Source organism: Sphingobium lactosutens DS20 (genome assembly GCF_000445105.1).
Taxonomy (GTDB): Bacteria; Pseudomonadota; Alphaproteobacteria; order Sphingomonadales; family Sphingomonadaceae; genus Sphingobium; species Sphingobium lactosutens.
The window spans coordinates 1-25,383 of the sequence record NZ_ATDP01000107.1; the positions used below are offsets into that span (position 1 = coordinate 1).

26 protein-coding genes and 1 pseudogene are annotated in these 25,383 nt (G+C 61.5%); 15 read left to right on the forward strand and 12 right to left on the reverse strand.

Features of this window, described 5'->3' with window-relative positions:
- The coding region (locus RLDS_RS50210; RefSeq protein WP_021228010.1) for a GcrA family cell cycle regulator at positions 1-351 on the forward strand (351 nt) is incomplete at its 5' end.
- Between the two features lie 84 nt (positions 352-435).
- On the opposite strand, the gene RLDS_RS50215 is transcribed toward RLDS_RS50210, so the two are convergent.
- Positions 436-1,275 (reverse strand): outer membrane protein, encoded by an 840-nt coding sequence (locus RLDS_RS50215; protein WP_021228011.1) that lies wholly within the window; start codon positions 1,273-1,275, stop codon positions 436-438.
- Positions 1,276-1,431: 156 nt separating this feature from the next.
- On the opposite strand from RLDS_RS50215, the gene parE reads away from it, so the two are divergent.
- Together parE and RLDS_RS50225 are read left to right on the forward strand one after the other, a co-directional pair.
- A complete protein-coding gene (gene parE, locus RLDS_RS50220) occupies positions 1,432-3,408 on the forward strand; it encodes a DNA topoisomerase IV subunit B (protein WP_021228012.1) in 1,977 nt (658 codons plus the stop codon).
- Positions 3,405-4,853, forward strand: a complete 1,449-nt coding sequence (locus RLDS_RS50225) for a serine hydrolase (RefSeq protein WP_021228013.1) — start codon at positions 3,405-3,407, stop codon at positions 4,851-4,853. Before parE ends, RLDS_RS50225 begins: the two co-directional genes overlap by 4 nt.
- 4 nt (positions 4,854-4,857) lie before the next feature.
- On the opposite strand, the gene RLDS_RS50230 is transcribed toward RLDS_RS50225, so the two are convergent.
- Positions 4,858-5,751 (reverse strand): LysR family transcriptional regulator, encoded by an 894-nt coding sequence (locus tag RLDS_RS50230; protein ID WP_021228014.1) that lies wholly within the window; start codon positions 5,749-5,751, stop codon positions 4,858-4,860.
- A gap of 100 nt (positions 5,752-5,851) precedes the next feature.
- Between RLDS_RS50230 and RLDS_RS50235 the strand changes: the two genes are divergently transcribed.
- Both RLDS_RS50235 and RLDS_RS50240 read left to right on the forward strand, forming a co-directional pair.
- Positions 5,852-6,631, forward strand: a complete 780-nt coding sequence (locus RLDS_RS50235) for an SDR family NAD(P)-dependent oxidoreductase (protein ID WP_021228015.1) — start codon at positions 5,852-5,854, stop codon at positions 6,629-6,631.
- A gap of 80 nt (positions 6,632-6,711) precedes the next feature.
- Positions 6,712-7,425, forward strand: coding sequence for a 2OG-Fe dioxygenase family protein (locus RLDS_RS50240; RefSeq protein WP_021228016.1), 714 nt, complete (start codon positions 6,712-6,714; stop codon positions 7,423-7,425).
- Positions 7,426-7,432: 7 nt separating this feature from the next.
- Here RLDS_RS50240 and gor read toward each other — a convergent pair whose 3' ends face one another.
- Both gor and pgi read right to left on the reverse strand, forming a co-directional pair.
- Positions 7,433-8,779 (reverse strand): glutathione-disulfide reductase, encoded by a 1,347-nt coding sequence (gene gor / locus RLDS_RS50245; protein WP_021228017.1) that lies wholly within the window; start codon positions 8,777-8,779, stop codon positions 7,433-7,435.
- 184 nt (positions 8,780-8,963) lie between these two features.
- The gene (gene pgi / locus RLDS_RS50250) at positions 8,964-10,481 is read right to left on the reverse strand and encodes a glucose-6-phosphate isomerase (protein WP_021228018.1); all 1,518 of its coding nucleotides are present in this window, start codon (positions 10,479-10,481) and stop codon (positions 8,964-8,966) included.
- 180 nt (positions 10,482-10,661) lie between these two features.
- On the opposite strand from pgi, the gene lepB reads away from it, so the two are divergent.
- From lepB to era, 3 genes are all read left to right on the forward strand, one after another.
- Positions 10,662-11,486, forward strand: a complete 825-nt coding sequence (gene lepB / locus RLDS_RS50255) for a signal peptidase I (RefSeq protein ID WP_021228019.1) — start codon at positions 10,662-10,664, stop codon at positions 11,484-11,486.
- Positions 11,483-12,166 carry a ribonuclease III gene (gene rnc / locus RLDS_RS50260; protein WP_021228020.1) on the forward strand — a complete coding sequence of 228 codons (684 nt, stop codon included), beginning with the start codon at positions 11,483-11,485 and terminating at the stop codon, positions 12,164-12,166. Before lepB ends, rnc begins: the two co-directional genes overlap by 4 nt.
- 158 nt (positions 12,167-12,324) lie before the next feature.
- Positions 12,325-13,233 (forward strand): GTPase Era, encoded by a 909-nt coding sequence (gene era, locus RLDS_RS50265; RefSeq protein WP_021228021.1) that lies wholly within the window; start codon positions 12,325-12,327, stop codon positions 13,231-13,233.
- A 139-nt stretch (positions 13,234-13,372) separates the two neighbouring features.
- Here the strand turns inward: era and RLDS_RS50270 are convergent, their stop codons facing one another.
- From RLDS_RS50270 to RLDS_RS50280, 3 genes and pseudogenes are all read right to left on the reverse strand, one after another.
- Complete coding sequence (locus RLDS_RS50270; RefSeq protein ID WP_236616918.1) at positions 13,373-13,939, reverse strand: hypothetical protein; 567 nt, start codon at positions 13,937-13,939, stop codon at positions 13,373-13,375.
- A 418-nt stretch (positions 13,940-14,357) separates the two neighbouring features.
- Positions 14,358-16,925 (reverse strand): type I DNA topoisomerase, encoded by a 2,568-nt coding sequence (topA, locus tag RLDS_RS50275; protein WP_021228023.1) that lies wholly within the window; start codon positions 16,923-16,925, stop codon positions 14,358-14,360.
- Positions 16,926-17,036: 111 nt separating this feature from the next.
- Positions 17,037-17,342 (reverse strand): annotated as a pseudogene (locus tag RLDS_RS50280) (DprA-like winged helix domain-containing protein); the annotation flags it as partial.
- 47 nt (positions 17,343-17,389) lie between these two features.
- On the opposite strand from RLDS_RS50280, the gene RLDS_RS50285 reads away from it, so the two are divergent.
- A complete protein-coding gene (locus tag RLDS_RS50285) occupies positions 17,390-19,090 on the forward strand; it encodes a recombinase family protein (RefSeq protein ID WP_021228025.1) in 1,701 nt (566 codons plus the stop codon).
- A gap of 224 nt (positions 19,091-19,314) precedes the next feature.
- Here the strand turns inward: RLDS_RS50285 and RLDS_RS56385 are convergent, their stop codons facing one another.
- A complete protein-coding gene (locus tag RLDS_RS56385; RefSeq protein WP_021228026.1) occupies positions 19,315-19,491 on the reverse strand; it encodes a hypothetical protein in 177 nt (58 codons plus the stop codon).
- A gap of 203 nt (positions 19,492-19,694) precedes the next feature.
- Between RLDS_RS56385 and RLDS_RS56390 the strand changes: the two genes are divergently transcribed.
- The 3 genes from RLDS_RS56390 to RLDS_RS50295 all read left to right on the forward strand — a co-directional run bounded on the left by RLDS_RS56390 (position 19,695) and on the right by RLDS_RS50295 (position 20,784).
- On the forward strand, positions 19,695-19,868 hold the full coding sequence (locus RLDS_RS56390; protein WP_021228027.1) for a hypothetical protein: 174 nt from the start codon (positions 19,695-19,697) through the stop codon (positions 19,866-19,868).
- 137 nt (positions 19,869-20,005) lie between these two features.
- Positions 20,006-20,359, forward strand: coding sequence for a hypothetical protein (locus RLDS_RS50290; protein WP_031298932.1), 354 nt, complete (start codon positions 20,006-20,008; stop codon positions 20,357-20,359).
- Positions 20,360-20,424: 65 nt separating this feature from the next.
- The gene (locus tag RLDS_RS50295) at positions 20,425-20,784 is read left to right on the forward strand and encodes a DUF2958 domain-containing protein (protein ID WP_021228029.1); all 360 of its coding nucleotides are present in this window, start codon (positions 20,425-20,427) and stop codon (positions 20,782-20,784) included.
- 75 nt (positions 20,785-20,859) lie between these two features.
- On the opposite strand, the gene RLDS_RS50300 is transcribed toward RLDS_RS50295, so the two are convergent.
- From RLDS_RS50300 to RLDS_RS54770, 3 genes are all read right to left on the reverse strand, one after another.
- Positions 20,860-22,125 carry a PD-(D/E)XK nuclease family protein gene (locus RLDS_RS50300; protein WP_021228030.1) on the reverse strand — a complete coding sequence of 422 codons (1,266 nt, stop codon included), beginning with the start codon at positions 22,123-22,125 and terminating at the stop codon, positions 20,860-20,862.
- A 65-nt stretch (positions 22,126-22,190) separates the two neighbouring features.
- Complete coding sequence (locus RLDS_RS0128880) at positions 22,191-22,589, reverse strand: hypothetical protein (protein ID WP_021228031.1); 399 nt, start codon at positions 22,587-22,589, stop codon at positions 22,191-22,193.
- Positions 22,590-22,673: 84 nt separating this feature from the next.
- On the reverse strand, positions 22,674-23,198 hold the full coding sequence (locus RLDS_RS54770; RefSeq protein WP_021228032.1) for a tyrosine-type recombinase/integrase: 525 nt from the start codon (positions 23,196-23,198) through the stop codon (positions 22,674-22,676).
- 139 nt (positions 23,199-23,337) lie between these two features.
- Between RLDS_RS54770 and RLDS_RS50310 the strand changes: the two genes are divergently transcribed.
- The 3 genes from RLDS_RS50310 to RLDS_RS50320 all read left to right on the forward strand — a co-directional run bounded on the left by RLDS_RS50310 (position 23,338) and on the right by RLDS_RS50320 (position 24,063).
- The gene (locus RLDS_RS50310) at positions 23,338-23,532 is read left to right on the forward strand and encodes a hypothetical protein (RefSeq protein WP_021228033.1); all 195 of its coding nucleotides are present in this window, start codon (positions 23,338-23,340) and stop codon (positions 23,530-23,532) included.
- Between the two features lie 3 nt (positions 23,533-23,535).
- Positions 23,536-23,778, forward strand: coding sequence for a hypothetical protein (locus tag RLDS_RS50315; RefSeq protein ID WP_021228034.1), 243 nt, complete (start codon positions 23,536-23,538; stop codon positions 23,776-23,778).
- 66 nt (positions 23,779-23,844) lie between these two features.
- Entirely contained in the window at positions 23,845-24,063 is a 219-nt protein-coding gene (locus RLDS_RS50320; protein WP_161626756.1) for a hypothetical protein, read from the forward strand.
- Positions 24,064-24,066: 3 nt separating this feature from the next.
- On the opposite strand, the gene RLDS_RS50325 is transcribed toward RLDS_RS50320, so the two are convergent.
- A complete protein-coding gene (locus RLDS_RS50325; RefSeq protein ID WP_201767509.1) occupies positions 24,067-25,290 on the reverse strand; it encodes a TIR domain-containing protein in 1,224 nt (407 codons plus the stop codon).
- Positions 25,291-25,383 lie beyond the last annotated feature (93 nt).

Consider the following 25,383-nt stretch of genomic DNA (forward strand, 5'->3'; position numbering starts at 1 on the left):
ACGCCCGCGCCGCAGCCGCGCATCATTTCCGTTGGCCCCGGCGGCTTCCTGCGTCAGGGTCCGGGAGACCAGCAGGCGCCGATCCCGCCCGCGCCGCCGCGCCGCCTGGTGCCGGCCAAGCCCAGCCCCGAAATCGCGGACAAGACCAGCCTGCTCGACCTCACCGAAAGGATCTGCAAATGGCCGATGGGCCATCCGGGCGAGCCGGACTTCCATTTCTGCGGCGAAGCGGTCAATCCCGGCTTCCCCTATTGCGTCGAACATTGCGGCCGTGCCTATCAGGCCCAGTTGCCCCGCGGCACGCGCCGCCCCCCGCCGCCCATGCCCTTTGGCGGCCCGCGCGTGCGCTGACGCCCAACGGCCTGAAGCACTCATCAAAAAAGGGGCCGGTTCCGCCATGGAACCGGCCCCTTTTTGTGTCTTGTAAGCCTGCCGTCAGAAACGGAAGCTGGTCGTCACCATCACGCTTTGCGTGTCGAACTTGTCACCACGGTTGATGCTGGTGCCGCCCGATGGCGTGATCAGGAAGGGATTGGTCGCAGGCGCACTGCCGGCGCCTACATCGACGCGATAGTCATCGACATTGTAGCGGGTCCACAAATAGCGCGCGCCGATCGAGAAGTTTTTCGAAACCTTCGCTTCGACACCGCCACCCATGGTCCAGCCCCAGCCGTCCTCACTGCGATTATCCTCGGTGAAGCTGTTGGCGCCATTGCTGGTGGTGAAATTATTCTTCACCTTCGCATAGGCCAGACCACCGGTGATATAAGGCATGATGCCGCTCGGCGTCGTATAGCCCAGGCGCGCGCGCAGATTGCCGTTCCAGTCGATCTTGCGCCGCATCGTGTAGAAGGCCGGCGTGGTCGAGAACTCCGTCACCTTGTCGTCGACATAGGCCTTGCCCGCTTCGGCAACGACACCCGCGACGAAGTTGCCAAACTGCATGTCGTAGCCGACATGCCCCATCCAGCCAATCGCGTCCTTGTCATCGTTGCAACCCGATGCCGGCGTACGGCCCCGCGCCGCGCCGCCGCAGGTGCCGGGCGAAAAGGCGTTGGCGCCGGTCGTCGTCGTCACCACGTCATTATAGTCGCCGTCGCCATCCGTGTCGAACCGCAGATGCTCTTCGCCATCGCTCTTCTGCCAATTATAGCCGAACGACCCGCCCACATAGGGGCCGGTCCAATCCACCGCGCCGCCATCCTGCGCCATGGCCGGCATCGACAGGCCGAGCGCCATCACGGCGCCAACCGGCGCCAGCATCTTGATTTTCATGAAATTTATCTCCTCGCCTGGGACAAGTCCCCTGTTCGGGAGAGCAAACGGTTCATGATCTATATTGGTTTCACGGCTTATCGTAACATTATGTTGCTGCGCCGCACCATGTCGATCCGCTTGCGCCCGCGCCCCGCCTGCCTATAGCTTGGTGCCATGTCCGATGACCTGTTTGCCGCCGCCCCCGCCACGACCACCGATTATGATGCTTCGACAATAGAGGTATTGGAGGGGCTGGAGCCGGTCCGTCGCCGGCCGGGCATGTATATCGGCGGCACCGATGAGCGCGCGCTGCACCATCTTGCCAGCGAAGTGCTCGACAACAGCATGGACGAGGCGGTCGCCGGCCACGCCACCCGCATCGAAGTGACGCTGGAGCCGGGCAACCGGCTTACCATCACCGACAATGGTCGGGGCATCCCGGTCGATCCGCACCCCAAATTCCCGGACAAGTCCGCGCTGGAGGTCATCCTCACCACGCTTCATTCGGGCGGCAAGTTTGAGGGGAAGGCCTATGCCACCTCCGGCGGCCTTCATGGTGTCGGCATCTCGGTCGTCAACGCGCTTTCCACCTCGACCGTGGTCGAAGTCGCCCGCAACAAGGAGTTGTTCCGCCAAAGCTTTTCCCAGGGATTGCCGCAGGGGCCACTGGAAAAGGTCGGCGGCGCGCCCAACCGCCGCGGCACATCGGTCGCCTTCACGCCCGACACCGCGATCTTTGGCGAACAGAAGTTCAAGCCCGCCCGCCTTTACCGTCTCGCCCGGTCCAAAGCCTATCTCTTCGCCGGGGTCGAAATTCGCTGGAAATGCGCGCCCGAACTCATCAGCGACGACACGCCGCCAGAGGCCGTCTTCCAATTTCCCGGCGGCCTCGCCGATCATCTGAAGGAACAGGTTGGCGACCGCGAATGCGCCACCAGCGTCTTCTTTTCAGGCAATCAGGATTTTCCAAGCGACGCTGGCCGGGTCGAATGGGCGGTCGCCTGGCCGCTCTGGTCGGACGGCAGCTATAGCTGGTATTGCAACACCATTCCCACGCCCGATGGCGGCACCCATGAAGCAGGCCTGCGCGCCGCACTTGTCAAGGGCATCCGCGCCTTTGGCGACCTGATCGGGCTGAAAAAGGCGAAGGACATCACCGCCGACGACATCATGACGTCATCGGAAATCATGCTCTCGGTCTTCATCCGCGATCCCCAGTTTCAAAGCCAGACCAAGGATCGTCTCACCAGCCCGGACGCCGCGCGCCTTGTCGAAAATGCCGTGCGCGATCATTTCGACCATTATCTGACCGACCATATGGATCGGGGCAAGGCGCTGCTGTCCTATGTGCTCGACCGCATGGACGAGCGCTTGCGCCGCAAGCAGGAGAAGGAGGTCAAGCGCAAGACCGCGACCAACAGCCGCAAGCTGCGCCTGCCCGGCAAGCTCACGGATTGTTCGAACGACGACCCGGAAGGCGCTGAAATCTTTCTGGTCGAAGGCGACAGCGCCGGCGGTTCGGCCAAGCAGGCGCGCGACCGCAAGACGCAGGCGATCCTGCCCCTGCGCGGCAAGATATTGAACGTCGCGTCGGCCAACACCGCCAAGATCCTGGCCAATCAGGAGATTGCCGACATGATCCTGGCGTTAGGCTGCGGCACGCGCAAGGACTGCAATCCCGATCATCTGCGCTATGAACGCGTCGTCATCATGACCGACGCCGATGTCGATGGCGCGCATATCGCGACGCTGCTGATGACCTTCTTCTTCCAGGAAATGCCCGAACTGGTGCGGCGCGGCCATCTCTTCCTTGCCCAGCCGCCGCTCTATCGCCTCACCGCCGGCGGCAAGAGCCTCTATGCCAAGGATGACGCGCATCGCGAACAGCTTCTCGCCAAGGAATTCAAGGGCAAGAAGGTCGACGTCAGCCGCTTCAAGGGGCTGGGCGAAATGAACCCGATGCAGCTGCGCGAAACCACCATGGACCCCAAGACGCGCAGCCTCATCCGCATCACCCTGCCCGACGATGTCGAGGACAGGCAGCAGGTGCGCGATCTGGTCGACCGGCTGATGGGCACCAATCCGGCCCACCGCTTCGCCTTCATCCAGGAAAACGCCGCCGCACTGGACGAAGAAGCGATCGACGCGTGACGATGGTCGGCGCCGTTCGCTCCGGGCGCTGCCAGCAAAACATGAACGCGCGCGCCGTGCCCGGCTTTCGGGCGGGCACTCCCCACGCCCAACTCCGTGCTCCTGCGGAGGCAGGAGCCCAGCACCCAACCTCTCCCCAACCTCCCGGCTTCCTCACCCGCGCAACCGCGCAAATCCTCGCGCTCCTCATTCTCTGCTTCGCCACCCCGGCCTCTGCCGCTCCCTCCCCCACCTATCAGGCGCGCGCGCAACAGCTTCTCGACATCCTAGCGACGCCCGGCAATGAAACCGAATTTTTCGCCCCGCTCTTCCTAGACGCCGTGCCGGTGGATCGCTGGCGCGCCATCGCCGCTGAGCTGCGCGCCCGGCACGGCAAGCCGGTCGCGCTGGGCGCGGTCCGCACCGAAAGCGCCACCGCCGGCCAGGTCGAAATTCGTTACGAGCGCGCGACGGTCGGCTTCACCCTGGTGGTCGCGCCCCAGCCGCCCGGCCGCGTCATCGGGCTTCAGATCGTTGGCGCGCGCACCGCCGACGACAATTTCGACAAGGTGATGGCTGATCTTACCGCCCTGCCCGGCCAAACGGCGCTTTCCATCGCCCGGCTGACCAACGCCGGCCCCCAGGTAATCCGCTCCCGCAATGCGACGACGCAGATGGCGACCGGCTCCAGCTTCAAGCTCTATATCCTCGCCGAACTCGCCCGCACCATTGCCGCTGGAGAGCGCCGCTGGAGCGACGTCATCCCGCTCGGCCCCAAAAGCTTCTCCGGCCGCCTGATGCGCTGGCCCGACGCCGCGCCGATGACGCTGCACAGCCTCGCCACCGCGATGATCGCCGAAAGCGACAATAGCGCGGCCGACACATTGCTCCTGGCGCTTGGCCGCGACACAGTGGACGCCATGGTCACGGCCAGCGGCCATGCCGATCCGGCCAGCACTTTGCCGCTGCTCACCACCGCCGAGGCCTTCGCGCTCAAAATGCCGGCCGCCGCCGACCTGCGCGCCCGCTATGCCGCCGCGACGCCTGACGCCCGCCGCGCCCTGCTGCGCGACGCCGCCGCGCGCCTCACCGCCGCCAGCGTCGACATTGGTAGTGTCGCGGAAAGGCCGGTCGCGATCGACAGCATCGAATGGTTCGCTTCGCCCACCGACAGCATCGCCCTGCTGGACCGGCTGCGGAGCAGTGGCGGCGACGCGCTGCCGATCCTGGCGGTCAATCCGGGCATCGCGCCAGCCGACGCGAAACGCTGGCGCTATCTGGGCTATAAGGGCGGCAGCGAACCGGGCGTCATCGCCATGAACTTTCTTGGTGAGGCGCAGGATGGCGGCTGGTATGCGCTGAGCGCCAGCTGGAACAACCCGGCCGCGCGCGTGGACGAACCCGGCTTCGTGGCGCTCATGACCCGCGCGCTCAATCTTCTGGCGCAGGACGCGGCCGCTCGCTGACCCGTCAGCCGGGCAACTCTATTCCCTCCAGAAAATCCAGGAACGCCCGCACCCGCGCCGCCGTCCGGTCCTCCGCGGCATAAAGGGCGTGAATATCCTCGCCATCCCCGGCCGCATAGTCCGCCAATATCTCGACCAGTCGCCCGTCTTTCAGGTCACGGGCGACATGGAAATAGCCGTGCCGGGATATGCCGCACCCCGCCACCGCCATCTGCCGCACCACCTCGCCCGAATTGCCGAAACAGGCGCCTTCCACCGGCCGCTGCACGACGCGGCGACCGATGCGAAAGGGCCAGCTGTCGACCGAGCGGCGAAAGCTGAAACGCAGACAGTCATGCCCCGCCAGATCGTCCGGCGTCGCAGGCGTGCCCCGCCGCGCCAGATAGTCCGGGCTGGCGACCAGCACCATGCGGCTATGCCCCAGCTTCTTCGCTCGCAAACGAGTGTCGCGCAGCGGCCCGATACGAATGGCGACGTCGGCCCGTTCCTCGACCAGATCGACGATCGCGTCCGACAGCGTCAGGTCGATGCGCACGGCGGGATAGCGCGCGCGGAAATCGGGTAGTATCGGGATCAGCCATTCGACGCCGAAGGACGGGGAAGCATTGACCCGCAGCACCCCGCGCGGCGCGCCGCGTTCGTCGCCCAAGCCCGTCTCCAGCTCCATCATGTCGGTCAGCAGCACCATCATGCGGTCGCGATAGGCGATGCCCTCCCGCGTCAGCGCCAGCGCCCGGGTCGTGCGCCGCACCAGCGTCACGCCCAGCCTCTGTTCCAGCCGCGCGATCGACCGGCTGACCGCCGATGGGGTCAGCCGCAACGCCTTGGCCGCATTGGCGAAGCTGCCTTCGGTCGCGACCATCAGGAACGTCTCGATATCACCCGACCGATTATCCATGATTTCGATTCACTTCTGAAGTGATGACGTGCGCTCTAATCATCAATTGCGCGAGTGCTTACTTATGTCCACATCATTGTCAGGTTCAAAGGATTTCACCATGGATTTGAAGCTCTTGGGCAAAAGCGCCATCGTCACCGGATCGACCGCCGGCATCGGCCTTGCCATCGCCAAGAGACTGGCGGACGAAGGAGTGGCCGTCACCATCACCGGCCGCACCCAGGCCAAGCTGGACGCCGCCGCCGCGCAGATCGGCGGCGACGTCAACCCCGTCCTCGCCGACCCTGCGACGGCCGATGGCGCCGCCGCGCTGATCGCCGCCGTTCCGACCACCGACATCCTCGTCAACAATCTTGGCATCTACGAGGCGAAGGAGTTTGCCGACATCAGCGACGCGGACTGGCATCATCTCTTCGAAGTCAATGTGGTCAGCGGCGCACGCCTCGCCCGTCATTATTTCCCGCAGATGATCGCCGCCAATTGGGGCCGTATCCTCTTCATCGCCTCGGAAAGCGGTCTGCTGCCCCCGGCCGAGATGATCCATTACGGCATGACCAAGTCGGCCCAGCTTGCCATCTCGCGCGGCCTCGCTGAACATACGCGCGGCACCGGCGTCACCGTCAACAGCGTCCTGCCCGGCCCGACCCGGTCGGAGGGCATCGTCGACTTCATTCAGTCGGTCGTGGAAAACAAGGACGCGCCGCAGGCCGATCGCGAAGCGGAGTTCTTCACCCGCATGCGCCCGCTCTCGCTCATCAAGCGGCTGATCGAAGCGGACGAGGTCGCCGCCATGGTCGCCTATCTCGCCAGCCCGCTCGCCGCCGCCACCAATGGCGCCGCGCTCCGGGTCGAGGGCGGCATGATCCCGACCATCGCCTGACGCCCCCAAATCGCTGGCGATCCTGCTGGCGGCAAATGGCCCTGTCGCTCGTTCCCTCCCTTCGCCTATGAAGGATCAGAATGAGCGACACGGACAGCCTTTCCCGCATCGACGCAGCCCTGGCCACTAACGGCTATGCCCGTCTGCCCGGCGCCGCGATGATCGATCGGCTCGCCATCACGCCCGCTGATTGGGCGGCCTTTGCCGCCGGCTGGCAGGATCTGGGTCCGGATCGCTTCATGGCCGATGGCGGTCGCTATCGCCGCCGCCGCCATGCCACCTTCGCGCTGCGGGGCGGCAGCTTCACCCGCCAGCCACATCAGCCCCATTGGCAGAGCCGCGACTATAACCCGCTAAATGGCGACGTGCAGCGCTGGTTCGATCCGGTCGACCCCATGACCATCGCCAATCCCGTCGCCCAGGCGATCCTGCCCTTCTGCGCCGACAGCTTCGATCCAGCGGGATCGGGCAACTGGCATGTCGAACTGCACCAGTTCCGGATCGAAGCCAGCGTCGCGCAGCAGGGCCGCCCCACGCCCGAAGGCATGCATCGCGACGGCGTCGACCGGGTGATGGTGATGCTGATCGAACGACGCAACGTGCGCGAAGGCGTCACCCGCATCGGCGCGCCGGATGGCACGCCGCTCGGCGAATTCACCCTGACCGATCCGGGCGACACGATGCTGATCGACGATCACCGCATCCTGCACGGCGTCACCGAAATCCACCCGCTCGATCCCGACCAGCCCGCCTGGCGCGACGCGCTGGTCGTGACCTTCGCCGCAACCGGTTGATCGCCGCTTATTTCAGCAGCACCAGTTCTTCTGCCATGCTGGGGTGCAGTGCGACGGTATCGTCGAAATCCTGCTTGGTAAGGCCAGCCTTCACCGCGACCGCCGCCGCCTGCAAAATTTCCGGCGCATCCGGCCCGATCATGTGCAAGCCCACGACCCGGTCGGTCGTTGCGTCCACGATCATCTTGTAGAGCGCCCGCTCGTCGCGATTGGCCAGAACATTCTTCATCGGCCGGAAATCGGACGTATAGATTTTGACCGTGCCCAGCTTGTTGCGGGCCTCCGCCTCGGTCATGCCCACGCCCGCCAGCGGGGGATGGCTGAACACTGCCGATGGCACGCAGCCATAATCGACCTTGCGCCGGTTGCCGCCGAACACCGTATCGGCAAAGGCGTGGCCTTCACGGATCGCCACCGGGGTCAGCTGCAACCGGTCGGTCACGTCACCCACCGCATAGATGCTCTCGCAACTCGTCTGGCTATAGTCGTCGACCTTGATCGCGCCCTTTTCGTCCAGCTCGACGCCCGCCGTCTCCAGTCCCAGCCCTTCGGTGTGAGGCCGCCGCCCGGTCGCGAACAGCACCAGGTCGGCCGCAACCGGATCGCCGCTTTCGAACCGCACGCACAGCGTCCCGTCCTCATTCTTATCGATCTTCTCCATCGTCGCGTTGAAGCGAAAATTGATCCCCTTCATCGTCGAAATCTGGAGCAGCCTGTCGCGCACCGTCTCATCATAGCCGCGCAGCAGGGTATTGCCGCGATTGACCATCGTCACATGGCTGCCGAACTGGTGGAAGATGCCGGCAAATTCATTGGCGATATAGCCGCCACCCACGATGACGATGCGGCCGGGGCATTCGTCCAGGTGGAACACCTCGTTGCTGGTGATGCCATGCTCCGCGCCCTCGACCTCCGGAATGATCGGCCAGGCGCCGGTCGCGACCAATATGACCTTCGCCGTCACCTCCCGCCCGCTCGCCAGCTTGACGCTGTGCGGCCCGGTGATCGTCGCGCGCTCCCCGATCAACTCGACCTGATGATTGTCGAGCGTATTCTTGTAGAGCCCCTCCAGCCGGTCGACATCGGCCAGCACATTGTCGCGCAGCGTCGTCCATTCAAAACCGCAATCGGGCACATTCCAGCCGAAGCGCCGCGCATCCTTCAGGTCCTCGGCGAAATGGGCGCCATAGATCAGCAATTTCTTAGGCACGCAGCCGCGAATGACGCAGGTGCCCCCGACCCGGAACTCCTCGGCCACCGCGACCTTGGCGCCGTGCGCCGCCGCCACTCGCGACGCCCGCACCCCGCCCGATCCCGCGCCAATGACAAATAGGTCGAAATCATAGTCGCTCATGCCGGTCTCCGCTGATGGTGCGCGCGATATGGCGGCTGCGGCGGCGAGTTACAAACATTGATTCGTCTCTGCGCCGTTCGTCCTGAGTAGCTATTGAGCCTATCGAAATGGCGTATCGAAGCACAATGCTTCGATACGAGGCTTCGACAGGCTCAGCCTCTACTCAGCACGAACGGACCCCATATCACTCCGCTCCCAAAGCCAGGTCGATCAGCGCCATGGTCGACGGATCAAATCCGCTCGGGCCATCGGCCTCGATCGACTTGGCGATCTCCTTGCCCAGCTCGACGCCGAACTGGTCGAACGGATTGATCCCCATCAGCACAGCATTGGCGAAGGTGCGATGCTCGTAAAAGGCGATCAGCGCGCCCAGCGCCTCCGGCGTCACATCCTCCATCAGGATCGTCGTCGACGGCCGGCCGCCGGGATAGGCGCGCGCCGGATCGTCCGCATTCTCCTTGCCGCGCATCAGCGCCGCGCCCTGCGCAAAGCAGTTGACCAGCAGCGCGCGGTGATGCGCCGGGTCGAGCGTATGGCCCGGCTCGATCGAGGCGATGAATTCGACCGGCGCGATGATCGTCCCCTGATGCAACAGCTGGAACACGGCATGCTGCGCGTCGGTCCCCACCCCGCCCCAGGTGATCGGCGCGGTCGGCCCGTCGACGGGCTGGCCGTCGCGGGTCACGCTCTTGCCGTTGCTCTCCATCTCCAGCTGCTGAAGGTAGGAAGGCAGCAGCTTCAGCCGCTCGTCATAAGCGAACAGCGCGCGGGTCTGGCAACCCATCACCCGCGCATAATATTGGTCGGCGAAGGCAGCGATCAGCGGTGCATTTTCGCGCGGGTCGGACAGGCGGAAATGCCGGTCCATCGCCGCGGCGCCTTCCAGCAGGCTCTCGAACGCGTCCCAGCCCAGCGACAGGGCGGCGGGAAAGCCGATCGAGGACCAAAGCGAGTAACGCCCGCCCACACTTTCGGAAAAAGGCAGGATGCGCGTTTCATCGACGCCCCATTCGATCGCCTTGTCCGGCGAAGCGGTCAGCGCGATCACCCGACCATAGGGGTCCTCGACACCCGCCTCGACCATCCAATTGATCGCGCTCGCCGCGTTCAGCATCGTCTCGGTCGTCGTGAACGTCTTGGAGGCGATCGCGATCAGCGTATAGGCGGGGTCGAAACTGTCCATCGCCCGCTCCAGCGCGGTGCCGTCGACATTGGACACGATCGCCACGTCGTAGCGGATGCCATCGCCGTCCAGCGCGTCGATGATAAGGTCCGGCCCCAGCGCCGATCCGCCAATGCCGATATGCAGGATATGGCGGATCTCGCCCAGCGCGCCCGCCTCGATCGCGTCGATCAGCGCGCGCATGCGCGCGTGCAGCGCCTTGGCCCGCGCGACGCTGTCGGCCTTGCCCTCGCCGCGTTCGGCGGGATGCTCGGCGGCGCGGCCTTCGGTGTTGTTCACCGCCTCACCGGCGAACAGCGCGTCGCGCTGCGCGGCAAAACCCTGTTCCTGCGCCAGCGTCAGAAATGCGTCGATCAGGTCGCCGGTCAGGTGCGTCTTGGACCAGTCGAACCGCAACGGCCCCTGGTTGAGCACCAGCGACGACAGCCGATCCGGCTCTGTGGTAAAGATCGTCTTGAGGTCGGCTTGGGGCAGCGCGGCAATGGCCGCCATGGGACCGTGCAGGGCGGGGCTGGTCATGCTGGGATATCCTTTTTCGTGACGTTGGTCGACATCGACGCTGCACCGGTCGATTCTGTGCCGTTCTAGACCGGCGCGCCGTGCAATGCACCATCGGGTGTGCTTGACGCGGCCTTTACGACGCCGCAAAAGCCGCCACGGCCCTATTGCAGGCCAGAGCGAAGGAAAAGACCAGCATCCATGACCGCCAAATCCGAAACACGGGACTTCCTCTGGTTTCTCGTCAAGCTGGGCCTGTTCGTCTTCATCCTGCGCAGCTTCATCGTCTCACCCTTCAACATCCCGTCGGAATCGATGCAGCCCCGCCTGCTGATCGGCGATTATCTATTGGTCGCCAAATGGCCCTATGGCTATTCGCGCTATTCGCTGCCGTTCAGCGTGCCGCTGATCCCCGGCCGCATCTTCGCCTCGACGCCAGAACGCGGAGACGTCGCCGTGTTCAAGGCGCCACCGACGCAAAAGAATGACTATATCAAGCGGGTGATCGGCCTGCCCGGCGACATCGTCGCGGTGCGCGGCGGCACGGTGTATTTGAACGGTCAGGCCATTCCCAAGCAGAAGGTCGCCGACTTCGTCATTCCCGTGACCCCGAACATGATCGACGCCTCGGAAAAGGAAGGCAGCCCCTCGCCCTGCTATCGCCCGGATTTTGAGGAAGCCGCGCCGGGCGGCGGGCGGCAATGCCGCTATCCGCAATATCGCGAAACGCTGCCCGGCGGCAAAAGCTATAATGTGCTCGACCTGCTGCCCGATGGCGCGGCCGATGATCGCGACGCGGTGCTGGTGCCCGAAGGCCATCTGTTCATGATGGGCGACAATCGCGACCGCAGCGCCGACAGCCGCTTCCCCGCGGTCGAAGGCGGCGGCATCGGCTTGGTCCCGGAAAAGAATCTGGTGGGCAAGGCTCTGGTTTCGGTATTCTCGACCGATGGCAGCGCCAACTGGTTGCTCCCCTGGACTTGGGTGTCCGCCGCACGCTGGAGCCGCATCGGGGAAGGCTTTTGACCGCATCGCCGCCCAGACCTGATACGGACAGTTGGCTGAAGGACCTGATCGGCCGCGCGCCGCGCAACCGGGCGACGTTCGAACAGGCGCTCACCCATGGCAGCGCCAAGCCGGTCAATTATGAGCGGCTGGAATTTCTGGGCGACCGCATATTGGGCCTGTTGATCGGCGAATGGGTGTTCGACCGCTTCGCCGATGAACCCGAAGGCAAGCTGTCGCGCCGGTATAACGCGCTGGTGTCCGGCGAAACCTGCGCCGACATCGCCCGCGCCGCCGGCGTCCCCAAACATCTGATCCTGGGCAAGCAGGCGCGCGACGATGGCGCCGCCGACAGCGACAATGTGCTGGGCGACGTGATGGAGGCGCTGATCGGCGCGCTCTATCTGGAAGGCGGGCTGGAAGAAGCGCGTACGCTCGTCCGCCGCCTGTGGGGCGACCGCGTCGATACCCAGACCAGCGCGCCGCGCCACCCCAAGTCCGCGCTCCAGGAATGGGCCGCCGCCAATCGGCGCAAGCCCCCCGAATATCAGATGACCGATCGCTCCGGCCCCCAACATGCCCTGCGCTTCACCGTCACCGTCGCGATCAAGGGCGCAGGCGAAGCCAGCGCGACCGGCGCGTCCAAGCAGGAAGCGGAAACGGCGGCGGCCAAGGCGCTGCTGGAGAAATTGGCGGGATAGGTCCAGCTTCCTCTCAAGATAGAAAACACTTACAACATCCTCGTCATCCCGGGCTTGACCCGGGATCCCGCTTTTCTTCTGCAACGCGGGCAGGAAGAAGCGGGATCGCGGCTTTCGCGGGGATGACGGGAATGCGGTAAGCGAACGGAGGATATTTGTTGGAAGTTTCGGACAATAGCCAGCGCTGCGGCGTTGTCGCCATCGTCGGCGCGCCCAATGCGGGCAAATCCACGCTGGTGAATGCCCTGGTGGGGCAGAAGGTGGCGATCACCAGTCCCAAGGCGCAGACCACCCGCACCCGCGTCATGGGCGTCGCGATCGAAGGCGACGCGCAGGTCGTGCTGGTCGACACGCCCGGCATCTTCGCGCCGCGCCGGCGGCTCGACCGGGCGATGGTGCAGGCCGCCTGGGGCGGCGCGCAGGGCGCGGACCTCATCGCGCTTGTCGTCGATGGCAAGGCGGGCCTTGGCCCCAAGATGGAGCCGATCATAGAGGCGCTCGTCCATCGCCCCGAGCGCAAATGGCTGATCCTCAACAAGGTCGATATCGCCATCAAGGAAAAGCTGCTGGTCCATACCCAGAAGCTGTATGAACGGGTGGGGTTCGAGGAGACATTCTTCATCTCCGCCCAGACCGGCGACGGCCTGGCGCAGCTCAAGACCGCCTTTGCCGACGCCATGCCCCAGGGTCCATGGCATTTCCCCGAAGACCAGGTTTCCGACGCCACCGACCGGATGCTGGCGGCCGAAATCACCCGCGAGCAGCTGTATCACCAGCTGCACGCCGAACTCCCCTACGCCGCCGCCGTCGATACCGAACAATATAAGGAGCGTGAGGACGGATCGGTCGAAATCCACCAGCAGATCCTCGTCGCCCGCCCGACCCAGCGCGCCATCGTCCTTGGCAAGGGTGGCCAACGGCTCAAGGAAATCGGCTCAAAAGCCCGTGCCGAACTGGCCACGCTGCTGGGCGTGAAGGTCCATCTCTACCTTCACGTCAAGGTGAAGGAAGATTGGGAAGACGACCGCTTCATCTACCGCGACATCGGTCTGGACTGGGTGGAATAACGTTACGCCAGATTATTGTGCATCCACCTAAGCTACAATTTTGGTAGCTACTGCTTCAGGGGGTGGGTCGGTCTTGGACTTATACCCGACCAAGGTCGCCAACCTCGCGGTGCCTTGGCGGGATAAGACCAAAAGCCGGCTAATCGATGGTAACACCGGTTGCCAACCGGATGCGTTCATCACGCAATATTTGCATCCGCGCATCAGCGTCAGCCGGTGCAATACTGCGCCCTCGTTCATCCGCCAACGTACGGATCTGGTCGTCGATGCTCTGCACCCGCGCCATCTTGTCGAACGCCTCGCGCTTTTCGACCGACTCCATCACGATCTGGAGCCCGGTGCCAAAGGAACAGGCCTGATGATAGGCGTTCACCTCCCGGATCATCTCGTCGACAGGATAAGTCGCAGAGGTCTGCTTCAAATGCGGGGTGATGATCTCAAGCAACCGGACCCGTTCGGTGTCGATGGCCTTGGTGATCGTCTGGATAATCTGGTTGCGATAGACATGGGTGTTCACATGGTCGCGGCTACCGCTGATAATCGCAGCGCCACCGGAGAGAATTGATTTTGCGAGTTCCCCTGTTACGATCGTCGATGTGGTAGCCAAGCCTGTGGTAAAGATGCTCATCCAGCCATTCACTTCGGCCTGACGCTTGAGCAACAACGCCTTTTCCGACGTGCAAACGTCATCCGCCTGTTTCAGCAAGATCGCAGCCAGGCGATTTCGCGCAATCTCATCTCCTACGGCCGCATTATAGGCCGTAGGCCGTGGATCGGTGGCGTCAGGAAATGTGAAACAGGACAGGTCGATGGCACCGGGACGGGAATCAGCCGCTGTTGGTCTGGGCCTGCCCCTGTGCACGTCAGGCTCCCGTACCGTGTGGCAGCTATCGCTGTCGGGATAGACCGCCATCGTCACGGGCTCGACCCGGGCGCCGCCCGCTCCCGCGCACGCGGTCATTAGCAGCGACCCCAGACACAGGATCATCCCGCCAGAAAATTGCCGAAACTGCATGTGCTTCTTCCCCCCGAATCCGCACGACCCGCGTGCATCCTCCATGAAAGAACGATGGGTTGCAAGTCGTTATCGATCCGGAATGAAGCAACCTTAACAGCCTTGATAATCAGCCCGTTGCCGCAGTCTTCTTCGCCGATGCCTTCTTGGCGGCAGGTTTCTTGGGCGCGCTATCCTTCTTCGCTGCTGCCTTCTTGGGCGCGGCTTTCTTCTTGCCCTTCTTCGCCGGCGCGGATGCTGCCTTGGCGTCGATCAGTTGCGCGGCTTCCTCCAAAGTCAATGCTTCGGGCGTCACCGTCTTGGGCAAGGTCGCGTTGGTCGTGCCGTCGGTGACATAGGGACCATAGCGCCCTTCCATCACCTTGATCTCCGCTTCGGTGCGCGGATGCGCGCCCAGCACTTTCAACGGCTCGCGCGCAGCGCCCCGGCCGCCCCGCGTCGCCGCTTCGGCCAGCTTTACCACCGCGCTGTTCATGCCCACTTCGAAAATCTCAGCGGTGCTGGACAGGCGGCCATATTTGCCGTCGTGCAGCAAATAGGGACCAAAGCGGCCGATATTAGCAACGATGGGCTTGCCGGTTTCAGGATGCAGCCCCACCTCGCGCGGCAGGCTGAGCAGCTTGACCGCCCAGTCCAGCGTCAATTCGCCATCGGGCAGATCCTTGGGGATCGACCCGCGCTTGGCCTCCTTCCCCTCGCCCATTTCGATATAGGGGCCAAAGCGTCCGGACTTGCGCGTGATGTCCTGCCCGGTTTCGGGATGCTGGCCCAGCACTTCCGGCCCGGTATCCTGGCCATCCTTGCCGCCGGGCTGGCCGAATTTGCGGGTATATTTGCAGTCGGGATAGTTGGAACAGGCGATGAACGCCCCGAACCGCCCGCCGCGCAGCGCCAGTTGCCCGTCGCCGCACATGGGGCAGGCGCGCGGGTTGCTGCCGTCGGCCTTGGGCGGGAAGAGCATCGGCTCCAGAAACTTGTCGAGTTCCGCCGTGATGTCGGACGGTTTCTGCTCCATCACTTCGGCGGTCTTGGGCTTGAAATCGCGCCAGAAGGCTTCGAGCACCGCCTGCCACTGCGCCCGCCCGCCGGAAATATCATCCAGCTCGTCCTCCAGTCCCGCGGTGAAGTCGTAGGAGACGTAGCGCTCGAAAAACCGCTCCAGAAAGGCCGTGACCAGCCGCCCGCTTTCCTCGGCGAAAAACCGGTTCTTCTCGACCCGGACATAGTCGCGGTCCTTGAGCACCTGCAAGGTCGAGGCATAGGTGGACGGGCGCCCGATCCCCAGTTCCTCCAGCCGCTTAACCAGCGATGCTTCGGAATAGCGCGGCGGGGGCTGGGTGAAATGCTGTTCGGCGACCACCTGCTTCTTGGCGGGCGCATCGCCCTCGCTCAGGCGCGGCAACAGTTTTGAATCATCATCCTCGCTGTCGTCCCGCCCTTCTTCATAAAGCGCCAGGAAACCCGGGAAAATCACCACCTGCCCGGTCGCGCGCAGCGTATGGCTGCCGCTGCCATCGACCATGTCGATCGTCGTGCGCTCCAACCGCGCGCTTGCCATCTGGCTCGCCAGCGCACGCTTGAAGATCAGGTCGTAGAGCCGCGCATGATCGCCAGAGCCGGCCTTGTCGCGACCAAACTCGGTCGGGCGGATCGCCTCATGCGCTTCCTGCGCATTCTTGGCCTTGGTCTGATATTGGCGCGGCTTTTCGGGCAGGTAGCCGCCATCATAGCGGTCCGCGATCGCCTTGCGCGCAGCGGAAATGGCGCTGCCGTCCATCTGCACGCCGTCGGTCCGCATATAGGTGATCGCGCCATCCTCATAGAGTTGCTGCGCGATCCGCATCGTGTGGCTGGCCGAAAAGCCCAGCTTGCGCGCGGCTTCCTGTTGCAGGGTCGACGTGGTGAAGGGCGGCGGGGGATTGCGGGTGAGCGGCTTAGTCTCGACCTTCTCAACGGTGAAGCGCCCGGCCTCCACATCGGCCTTGGCGGCCATGGCGTCGCCTTCCTTGCCGATGGTCAGCCGGTCGATCTTCTCGCCCTTCCAGCGGACGAGCCGCGCGGTAAAGCCCTGCCCACCCTGCTCCATCTCGGCTGCGACCGACCAATATTCCTGCGGGGTGAAGCTCTCGATCTCGCGCTCGCGCTCCACCACCAGGCGCAACGCGACCGATTGCACGCGCCCGGCCGACTTGGCGCCCGGCAGCTTTCGCCACAGCACCGGCGACAAAGTGAAACCCACCAGATAGTCGAGCGCCCGGCGCGCGCGATAGGCGTCGATCAGATCCTCGTCCAGCGCGCGCGGCTGCGCCATCGCCTCCGTCACCGCCGCCTTGGTGATGGCGTTGAACGTCACCCGGTCCACCTTCTGCGGCAGCGCCTTCTTGGCGCGCAGCACTTCCTGCACATGCCAGCTGATCGCTTCTCCCTCGCGATCAGGGTCAGTCGCGAGGATCAATCGGTCGGCCTTCTTTGCCTCGTCCGCGATGGCTTTCAGCTGCTTGCCCTTGTCGCCGTAATTTTCCCACGACATCGCAAAGCCGTTGTCGGGATCCACCGACCCGTCCTTGGGCGGCAGATCGCGGATATGGCCATAGCTGGCGAGGACATGGAAATCGCCGCCCAGATATTTCTCGATGGTCTTCGCTTTGGCCGGCGATTCGACGATGACAAGCTGCATGGATGCCCCGGTTAGAAATCTCTCACGTATACGCGCGAGTGTGGAAAGGGATGACGCCCCCCGTCAAGCGCCGCTGATGTAGGCACGGGCGCGACACAAGGCCAGCCTCTTTCAGCGCAGGCTCACCCGGCCGCCCGCATGGCGCTCCAGAGAACCGGCAAGCTCCAGTTCCAGCAGCACCGTCTGCACCACGGCGGGCGACAGGCCCGAGAGACGGATCAGCTCGTCCACCGGCACCGCAGACGGGCCCAGCAAACCGATAACCACCGCGCGTTCCTGCTCCGCCACATCGCTCGACACCGGTTCGCCGACGAAGTCGAAACTCTCCTGCCGCACCATGCGCGGATCGAAACCGCCAATCGCCTCCATCACGTCCGCGCCATTCTGGATCAGCGTCGCACCATCGCGGATAACTCTATAAACAGTTGCACAACCCGTTAACGGATCGTCGTTACGGAGGAAATATGACGCAGCCTGCATGGATTTACGCCCGCTTTTCCACGATGGAACAAAGCAAGGGCCACTCACTCAAGCGCCAGATCAATGAGGGCCGAGCGTTCATCGAGCGCATGGGCTGGGAACACGCCGAGCATCGTGAGATTGTCGATGAAGGCAAATCTGCATTCCACGGTGCTAACCGCTCCGAAGGCTCGCTGCTATATGAATTCGAGCAGAAAGCCCGAAACGGCCACTTCGACAATGGTGCCGTCCTTGCTGTCGAGAACCTCGACCGGCTAACCCGGCAGGGCTACGAAGAAGCGATTGATCTGCTGCGCTTGCTGACGACCAACGGCGTCACGGTGGCCACATGGCACGACAATCAGATTTACGAAGCTGGCAAGCGAATCGACATGATGAAAGTCATGTCGGTGATCCTCAAAGCCGAACTTGCCCGCGAGGAAAGCGAGAAGAAAAGCATCCGTACCCGCGCCAGTTGGTCCAACAAGATCGAGGCTGCAATCAACGGCGACCGCCGTGCAATGACCAAAATCCTCCCCGCTTGGCTGCAACGCAACGATGACACCATGCAGATGGAGGTTATCGAATACCGCGCCGGTGTCGTGAATGAGATTTATGATTGGTATATCAGCGGTCGAGGCCTGCCTTGGATCGTCCAACGTTTGAACGAGCGAAGGGAGCAGTCTTGGGCCTACGGTGTGAAGGATCGCGGTGCAGGCTGGAACACTGCCTACTTGCACAAAATCCTGACCAATCGGAGCGTCATCGGCGAATTTGAACCGATGAGCCGTCCACGCTCAGCACTGCACGAAATGACCAAGGGCATCGTCGTGCAGAACTTCTATCCGCAGATCGTCACAGCCGACAAATTCCACCGCGTTCAACAAATCCGCGCCCAGCGTGTGAAGTGGGGCGGCCAAGCAACCAAGACCATGAACAACCTGCTGTCGGGCATCGCAAAGTGCGCCACGTGCGGGGGTGCAATGTATTTTGAAAGCCAGCAGAAGGCAGGCCGCCGCACTGGCCACAAAAGCAGGCTTGATGGTCGCGCACTCGAATATGTCGCAAAGACCGACCGCAGCTATTACCGCTGCAACAGCGCACGTCGCGGCCACACATGCACCAACAAAACCCGCATCCGCTACGAGACGCTTGAGAAGTCCATCCTCGATTGCTTGTTCGATCTTGCGATGAAGGACACCACATTCAAGCCAAGCGATGAAGAGGCCAAGCTGACCGTCGCAATTGCTGAACTGTCCCGGTCCATCGACACCAAGCGGGAACAGGTGCAGCGCGGCTCCGACAATCTGCTTGAGGTGTTCAGCAAGTCCCTCGCCCAGCGCGTTGCCCAGCTTGAGGAAGAGGTTGAGGCCGACACATTGCAGCTTGAGGCGCTGGACAGGCAGCTAGACCTTGCGCGTGGCGCGCTCCGTCCTGAGGAAGATACTGACCTTCTCCTAGCGGCCCGAACCGCGCTGCAAAGCGAGGACAAGGACGAACGCTACCTAGCCCGCGTCCAGACGCATCAGAGCCTCACCCGCCTGATCGACCAGATGTATTGCAACTCCAGCGCAGGGACCGACGTAACCCTCAAAAACAGCGATGTGATGATCCACATCGACTACGAGGGCCGCACAACTGTTGTGGTTCATGAAGGCCCAGACGGCGAGCGCGAATGGCACCCGGATCAGGAGGCTGCTGAATAAGCACCTGTAAGCGTCTCTGAGAGCGCCACAACGAAAAAGCCCCCAGCGTATAGCTAGGGGCTTCGTCGTATCAGGATGGGCTTCCTACGCGCCCTATGACTGTTGTTTGGCTGCTTGCCTGAGCAGACGGAGTTGAAGCGCAAGCGGGTTATGGCCGAACGCAATGCGCTTTGCTGGTATCCTGCCCTTGCGCTTTTGCATGGAGCCGGGATGAGCGTGGCGCATTAGCAGCGCGGCAGTTCAAAAATGGCCGAACCGATTTCGAGCCGGAAATGCGACTTGTGACGCTCACAATAGACACGCGCATCATCAAAGCTGAAAGCGAACTGATCGTCTTCATAATCGGGATTGCAGTCCAGCGTATCTACGAAGTTAGCAAGGGCGTTTAGGTCGATCTGCATAACGTTTCTCCTTCCCCATTGTCCTGTTTCCAGTCCGAGCGAAGGGCGAGCAAAGACTGCTCTCAAAATCATATCTTTTCACAAGTGTGATCGAACCACTCGGCACAACTCCAGAAAACGTGTCGATTGAGAAATCTCCGGTTGCCCAGAGTTTCATGCGGCTATTGATAGAGTGTTGGCAACAAACAAGGAGTGGCCAACAAATGAACATCAAGAAGCACCCCGAATTTGAAAACGAACACACCATCGGGGGAAAGAAAACTGCCGTGTTTGCAGGCGACACCAGCGTTTGGCTGCTGATCGAAAGCAACGAAGAAGACCCCGACGCTTTCGAGTTTAACGGGACGTGGTGGAAGAAGGCGCTGCCCGACAACTAACTTAAAGAAACGTTAAAATACGGCCCCGGCGAGCAATTGCCGGGGCTTTTCAGCCACTTCTTGACTTTCCACGGCAACGGCTAAACGAGTAGGTCGGAACGACCGGAGGACATATGGGCAGACGCATAGAGATACGCTTGCTGGACGGGTTGCCGGAGCATCTACAAGAGACGATCCTGACCAGCAGCACCCTGAGGACTGTCCGACCAGCGAAGGCGCTAGAGAACCGGGTTAGCGAGGCTGCGCTTGTGTGGCTCAGGGAGCGCGCAGTCGGGCAGGAATACATCAGCTTTGCATTTTACAAATGGCCGCCAAACGGCCCTGCGCATTACGGCCTGCTTTGGGCCTACAACCCGCGCACCGATCGGACATTCCGGCTCCCGTTCAGTGAGACGGCGGGCGAGAAGGAAAACATTGCAAGCTGGGATGAAGCAGAAATCGAACTGCACCTGTTCAGCCTCAAGCAGTTCGGCCAGCCCAGCGCGGTCTAGCCTTGCCCTGATTTGCCTATGGTGTTCGGTAGCCTTGTGCCGAAACATCATAGGAGATTGGCACAATGGAATGGTTGGCAGTTTTTACGCCGGATGCGGCCCAACGCCTTGCCGAAAATCACAAGGAGCAAGCGCCCCTCAAAGGCACCACCCGCGAGAGGGATTTTGAGCCGGTCTGTAAGCTGTTCCTGCCGTGGGCAGCAGCGACCTGGCTATTGACCGAACTTGACGATGACGGCCTTGCTTTCGGCCTGTCCGATCTAGGGTTCGGAACCCCGGAACTCGGCTACATCAGCATGGATGAAGTCTATAGCGTTCAGGGACCGGGCGGCTTGCGCGTCGAGCAGGACTTGCACTGGACGGCCAAGCATACGCTGTCCGAATATGCTGCCAAAGCGCGCAGCGCAGGACGCATCACGGCGTAAATACGGAGCAATCTGTTTTTCGTCGCGTAGCTGATTGCTAGGGGAAGCCGGGTAGAGCCATGCTATCCGGCTTCTTCATTTCTGGTCGCGGTCGAAGTCCCCGAAAATGTCCATTTCCTTCAACGACACCAAAGCCTTGTCGTAGGCGGTCAGCGTGTCGGCCGCATACCGCTTGATGGCTTCGATGGCCTGCGCCACTGTTGCTTCCACATCCTTGTTATCGTCGTCCAATCCCTGAGCGACTGTCTCGGTAGCAAGGCGCGTGTAATTCTGCGTGATAGCCCTGCGGTTGGAGAGACGAACGCCCTTCGAGGCCAATTCCTCGTAAAATGTCTGGCGCAGGCTGTGGTCAGCAGGACCAAGCACCACACGGATGCGAATGGTCTTTTTGTCGTTGCTGGGCTGAACCTCGACCAGCATGGCCCGATTGCTGGTGGTCCATTTCACTGCGGTCCTGAAATTCATCATCCGGTCCCAATCGGTGACGGCAAACCGAATGATGCTTGGCGAGCAGTCATCGAGAACAATGCGTAGGCCGGAAGCCTCAGACATCATTTCGGCCAGTTCCTGCCGCTGGCTATGCAGCGATCCAAAAACACCATCGTTCTGATCCGGCTTATGCTCCATAAGGAATTCCAGCGCCTCACGGTGCTGGCTCCACAGCTTTTCAGCCACTTCCTTCAAACGTTCGTTCGTCAAATGGTGCCTCCGAAGCATCGCCAGATATGATGCCAGCAGCGCCCGCGCTTCCGCTGAGCCTGTCTGCTTTTCCACTACGCCGTCCAGTTCGGCAGCGACCGCCTCTAAGTCGAGCGCAAGCCAGTCCTGCCCAGCTTCCTCACTTGCTTCATCACCAGCCTTGGTCAGAAACAGGAACAGGTGGCGCCAGCCATCCGCGACAGGCCATTCCTGAGAGACAGTCTCCCGATACCGCTTCAACTGGCCACTATGCTCTGATGCGTCGATTTTGAGCTCAATCGCGACGACCAGCTTTTCCTCTTTGACCACGACGAGCAGGTCAATGCTGCGCCACTCCCGACGCACCTGTGATTGCTCAAGGTCCATCACATGAACATCGAGCGGCGTAATCTGCCCCTCTACTCCCTCATCGACGCGGCGGTATGCAACGGCAGCGGAGCGCATAAGCGCACGTAGACACTCCGACCCGAAGCCATGTGGCCGCTGGGGGTCAAGACAATGCGCGAGGAAGTGAGCGTGTCGTATCTCCTGCCGCACCATGCCGATGGCCTCAAACGGGCAGAACACGTCCAACGATTTCTCGATTTCCTCGAAATCGGGATTGCCTACGAAAAGCGCCTCAAGTGCTTCGGAACTGGCCAATCGCGTCGCTCACTCAAAAAGAAACCCCGGCCATACAGACCGGGGCTTTTGCTGGGTAGTGCTGTTTACTTTCCGGCAGCTTTGGTCTTTGCCATCGAGGCCGAACGCTGGCGCACCTGCGCTTCCTTCTCGTCCAGCTGCGACTTGAAGCTGCCCTTCTCCACGTCCGCCTTGATCGCGGTCAGCACCTCAACGAACTGGCCCTTCGGAACGACGACCTTCGTTTCCTCACCCACCAGCTTGAGCGGGCTGTTGGCGTAGCGGATCGTGAAAGCAACGTTATCGCCCTTCACCTCGAACCAGCGACGGCCTTCCGAACGGGGAGCCTTGAACAATTCGATCTGCTTGTCGATTGCCGCTGCAACGACTTCCGATGCCGACTTGGGGACACGCGGGCCACCGCCCTTAGCGAAGTCCGCATACTCGTTGACCGACTTGACTGCCTTTTTCCAATCGAACGACATTCTACATACTCCTGCTTTGCAGCCCTGTGCTGCTGTTTTCCTATCAATAGCCAGTTACCAAACAGGGCAACTGCTAATTTGAAGTTAAGCGAACAACGCTTTGCGCATCATCGCATCGGTGACGCCGACATAGTGTTGTGTGGTCGCAATACTGCTATGCCCAAGCACCTTGCTAACAACTACAATGTTGACATTGTTATCGACCATTCTGGTAGCCATCGATCGGCGACCGCTATAGCAGCTACCTTGCACACCAGCCATCCGATAAATGCGGCGCATAGCTTCGGAAATACCGTTTGCGGTAAACACGTCACCAGCACCGTTGCGGAACACCCTGCCCCGCTCTCCCTGCATGTGGTCGTGCAGAGCAGTGAGGATTTCAGCATCGACGGGAATTGAACGACCCTGTTTGCGCTTGGAGTGACCTAGCGGAATGCGAAGTTCATCGTTGATGAACCAGTTGGTTTCCAGACCCGCAAGTTCCATCGGTCGCAAGCCCAACTTCTTCGTCAGCAGCAACATCAGCCGATACATTGCGGGACGGTTCATCTGTGCTGCAAAGTCGAACAGCTTATCAAACTGCTTATCGTTGAGGATAGTAGCGCGCATTTCCGATCTCCGTTGTTGCCTCACTTTCCTGTTTCCAGAGTGAATGCAGGGCAACCTAAACCGGACCTCCCCGACCAGAACGCGACGACCTGTGGGCGGTAAATACCTGCGACGAAAAACAACAATTGCAGGTGAAGCAATGAACTATATCGCTGGTATCGCCGCCATCATTCTCATGGCCCTTCTACTTCTCGCCATCTTTGCGGGCTTCGTGCTGTTCAACTACGCGCTGGTAAGCATGGCCCTCGCATTCTGGGGCTTCTCGATGAACAAGACGCTGCTGATGATCCTGTGCATCGTCGGCACTCCCCTCGCATTCATCAGGAGGGGATGAGCAATGAATAGCTATACGAACAAAGACTGGCACACCGTGAAGAGCGCGGCTGCGATCCGCTGGCAGCACTACGCGGCCAATCCTCTGCTACCGCCAGAATATAAAGCTGAGAAAGTCGCCTACTGGCTCGCCGTGGAAGAGGGGGCCGACAATGCGCTCCACCTGATCCAGACAGGCCACTCCCTTGAGGAAACGGCGCAGATGGTCGTGGACTTCCTAGAATGGAAGCTAGGAGGTGCAGCATGAGCAACACCAACTCTCCGTCCATTTTCACGGTCAATGCGGGTCCCCGCCTCGATCTATGACGAGGTTATGAATTGCCAATCCTTCACGCTTGAAGAACGCCTGATGCACGACACAACATTGTTCGTGTTCAAGGGCCGCCCACCGGAAGAAGATCAGGAAGCCATTATCGAGTTTGCCGATTTCCACGGCATGGCGGTTGTCCTCGACGGTCGCGCAGTGACGCTCATCACGGACCAGCCAAGGATCGCAACGCTGTTTAAGCTGACCTTCGGAGGTGAAGCATGACCGTCACCCCTGTTCAACCAGCCCTTCACGCTCCAGTACCTCGCGGACTTCTTCAAACGCCGCTTTGATGTTGCCTTTCGGAAAACGGATTTGGCCCAGCCCTTGGACGTTGCTGAACTCTTCGCACCCATCCTCAAGCATGATGATGGCTTTCGTGAAACCTAGGCGCCCCTGAAACAGTCCGACCTCATGGATGACGTTCATACGCGCCTGCATCTTGCCTTCGTTTGTCTCATCTTCGGCGGTCATCACAAGGAATGCGATTGCGGCAGCGTCCAGCATTTCGATCAGTCGCGCGGTATTCGTGACACCAGCTACCGGGACACGGTTGAACTCGTCAAAGGGCAGGCCGAGCCTATCCTTCACGAAATCCTTCAACTCGCGCCACAGCAAGGAACGACCGTGTCCGATAAACACGTTGGTTCCGACCCGCTCTTGCTTCTTCGCCGATTTCAGCTTTCGTTCCATGTGGGAAGCTGCCTGCTTTAGCTGTTGGATCATCTTCGGTGTTGCGTTGAAGATCGAAGATAGCGCGCTTAATTCGCAAGCTATCGTGACATGGATGGGCGTTGTGACACCCTCGTTAAGAGCTACGCGATCAGCCGATTGAACCTGCTTCGGCGCGTAATACTGCACAAATTCAGCAGCACTCACATAACCCAGATTTTCGACAGTTTCAGAGATCTTTTTCAGATATTCGTCGTCATGCGACGATAGGTAAGTGGCCATGATTGAAAGCGCGGCAGCTTTGCTCTCCTCATATTTGACCTTATATTCTTTTGCTTTCGCCTTAATCGACACAAACGCAGCATCGTTTGATGCCTGCAATATATGCCGCTTCAATCCGTCCGGGTCGTATTCCAACCATTCGCCGCGTGTCTCGCCAAGCATTCGATCACCGAAGCCCCAAGTTCTGTCGAAACTGGCTCCAAGCACCGGCTTGAAATCCTTCTGATAGACACGGGCATGATAACCAAGCCACGAACCGGAATGCGCTTTGCCAACGTCCTCAAGGACCGAAATGCGTTGCTTGACTGGCTTCTTGTATTCGTCGCTCTCACCATAAGAAGCGATTTTCTCGAATTCGGCAATTACCTCAAACAAATCATCGGCCAACGACATTCCAACCCCCTCTTCGGCGTCCACCGCTAAGATAGGTAGGCTAACCCGCATTGACCAGCGAACAGTCATGACAAGCTGCGTTACGATTGCTTCAATGAGCGCCATACACGCTCACTGTGATAGCCAGACGCCCCTTCCGCTAGTCGTGGCTTCCCCGACTGAACCCAGACGGAAAAAGCCCCGGAATTGCTTCCGGGG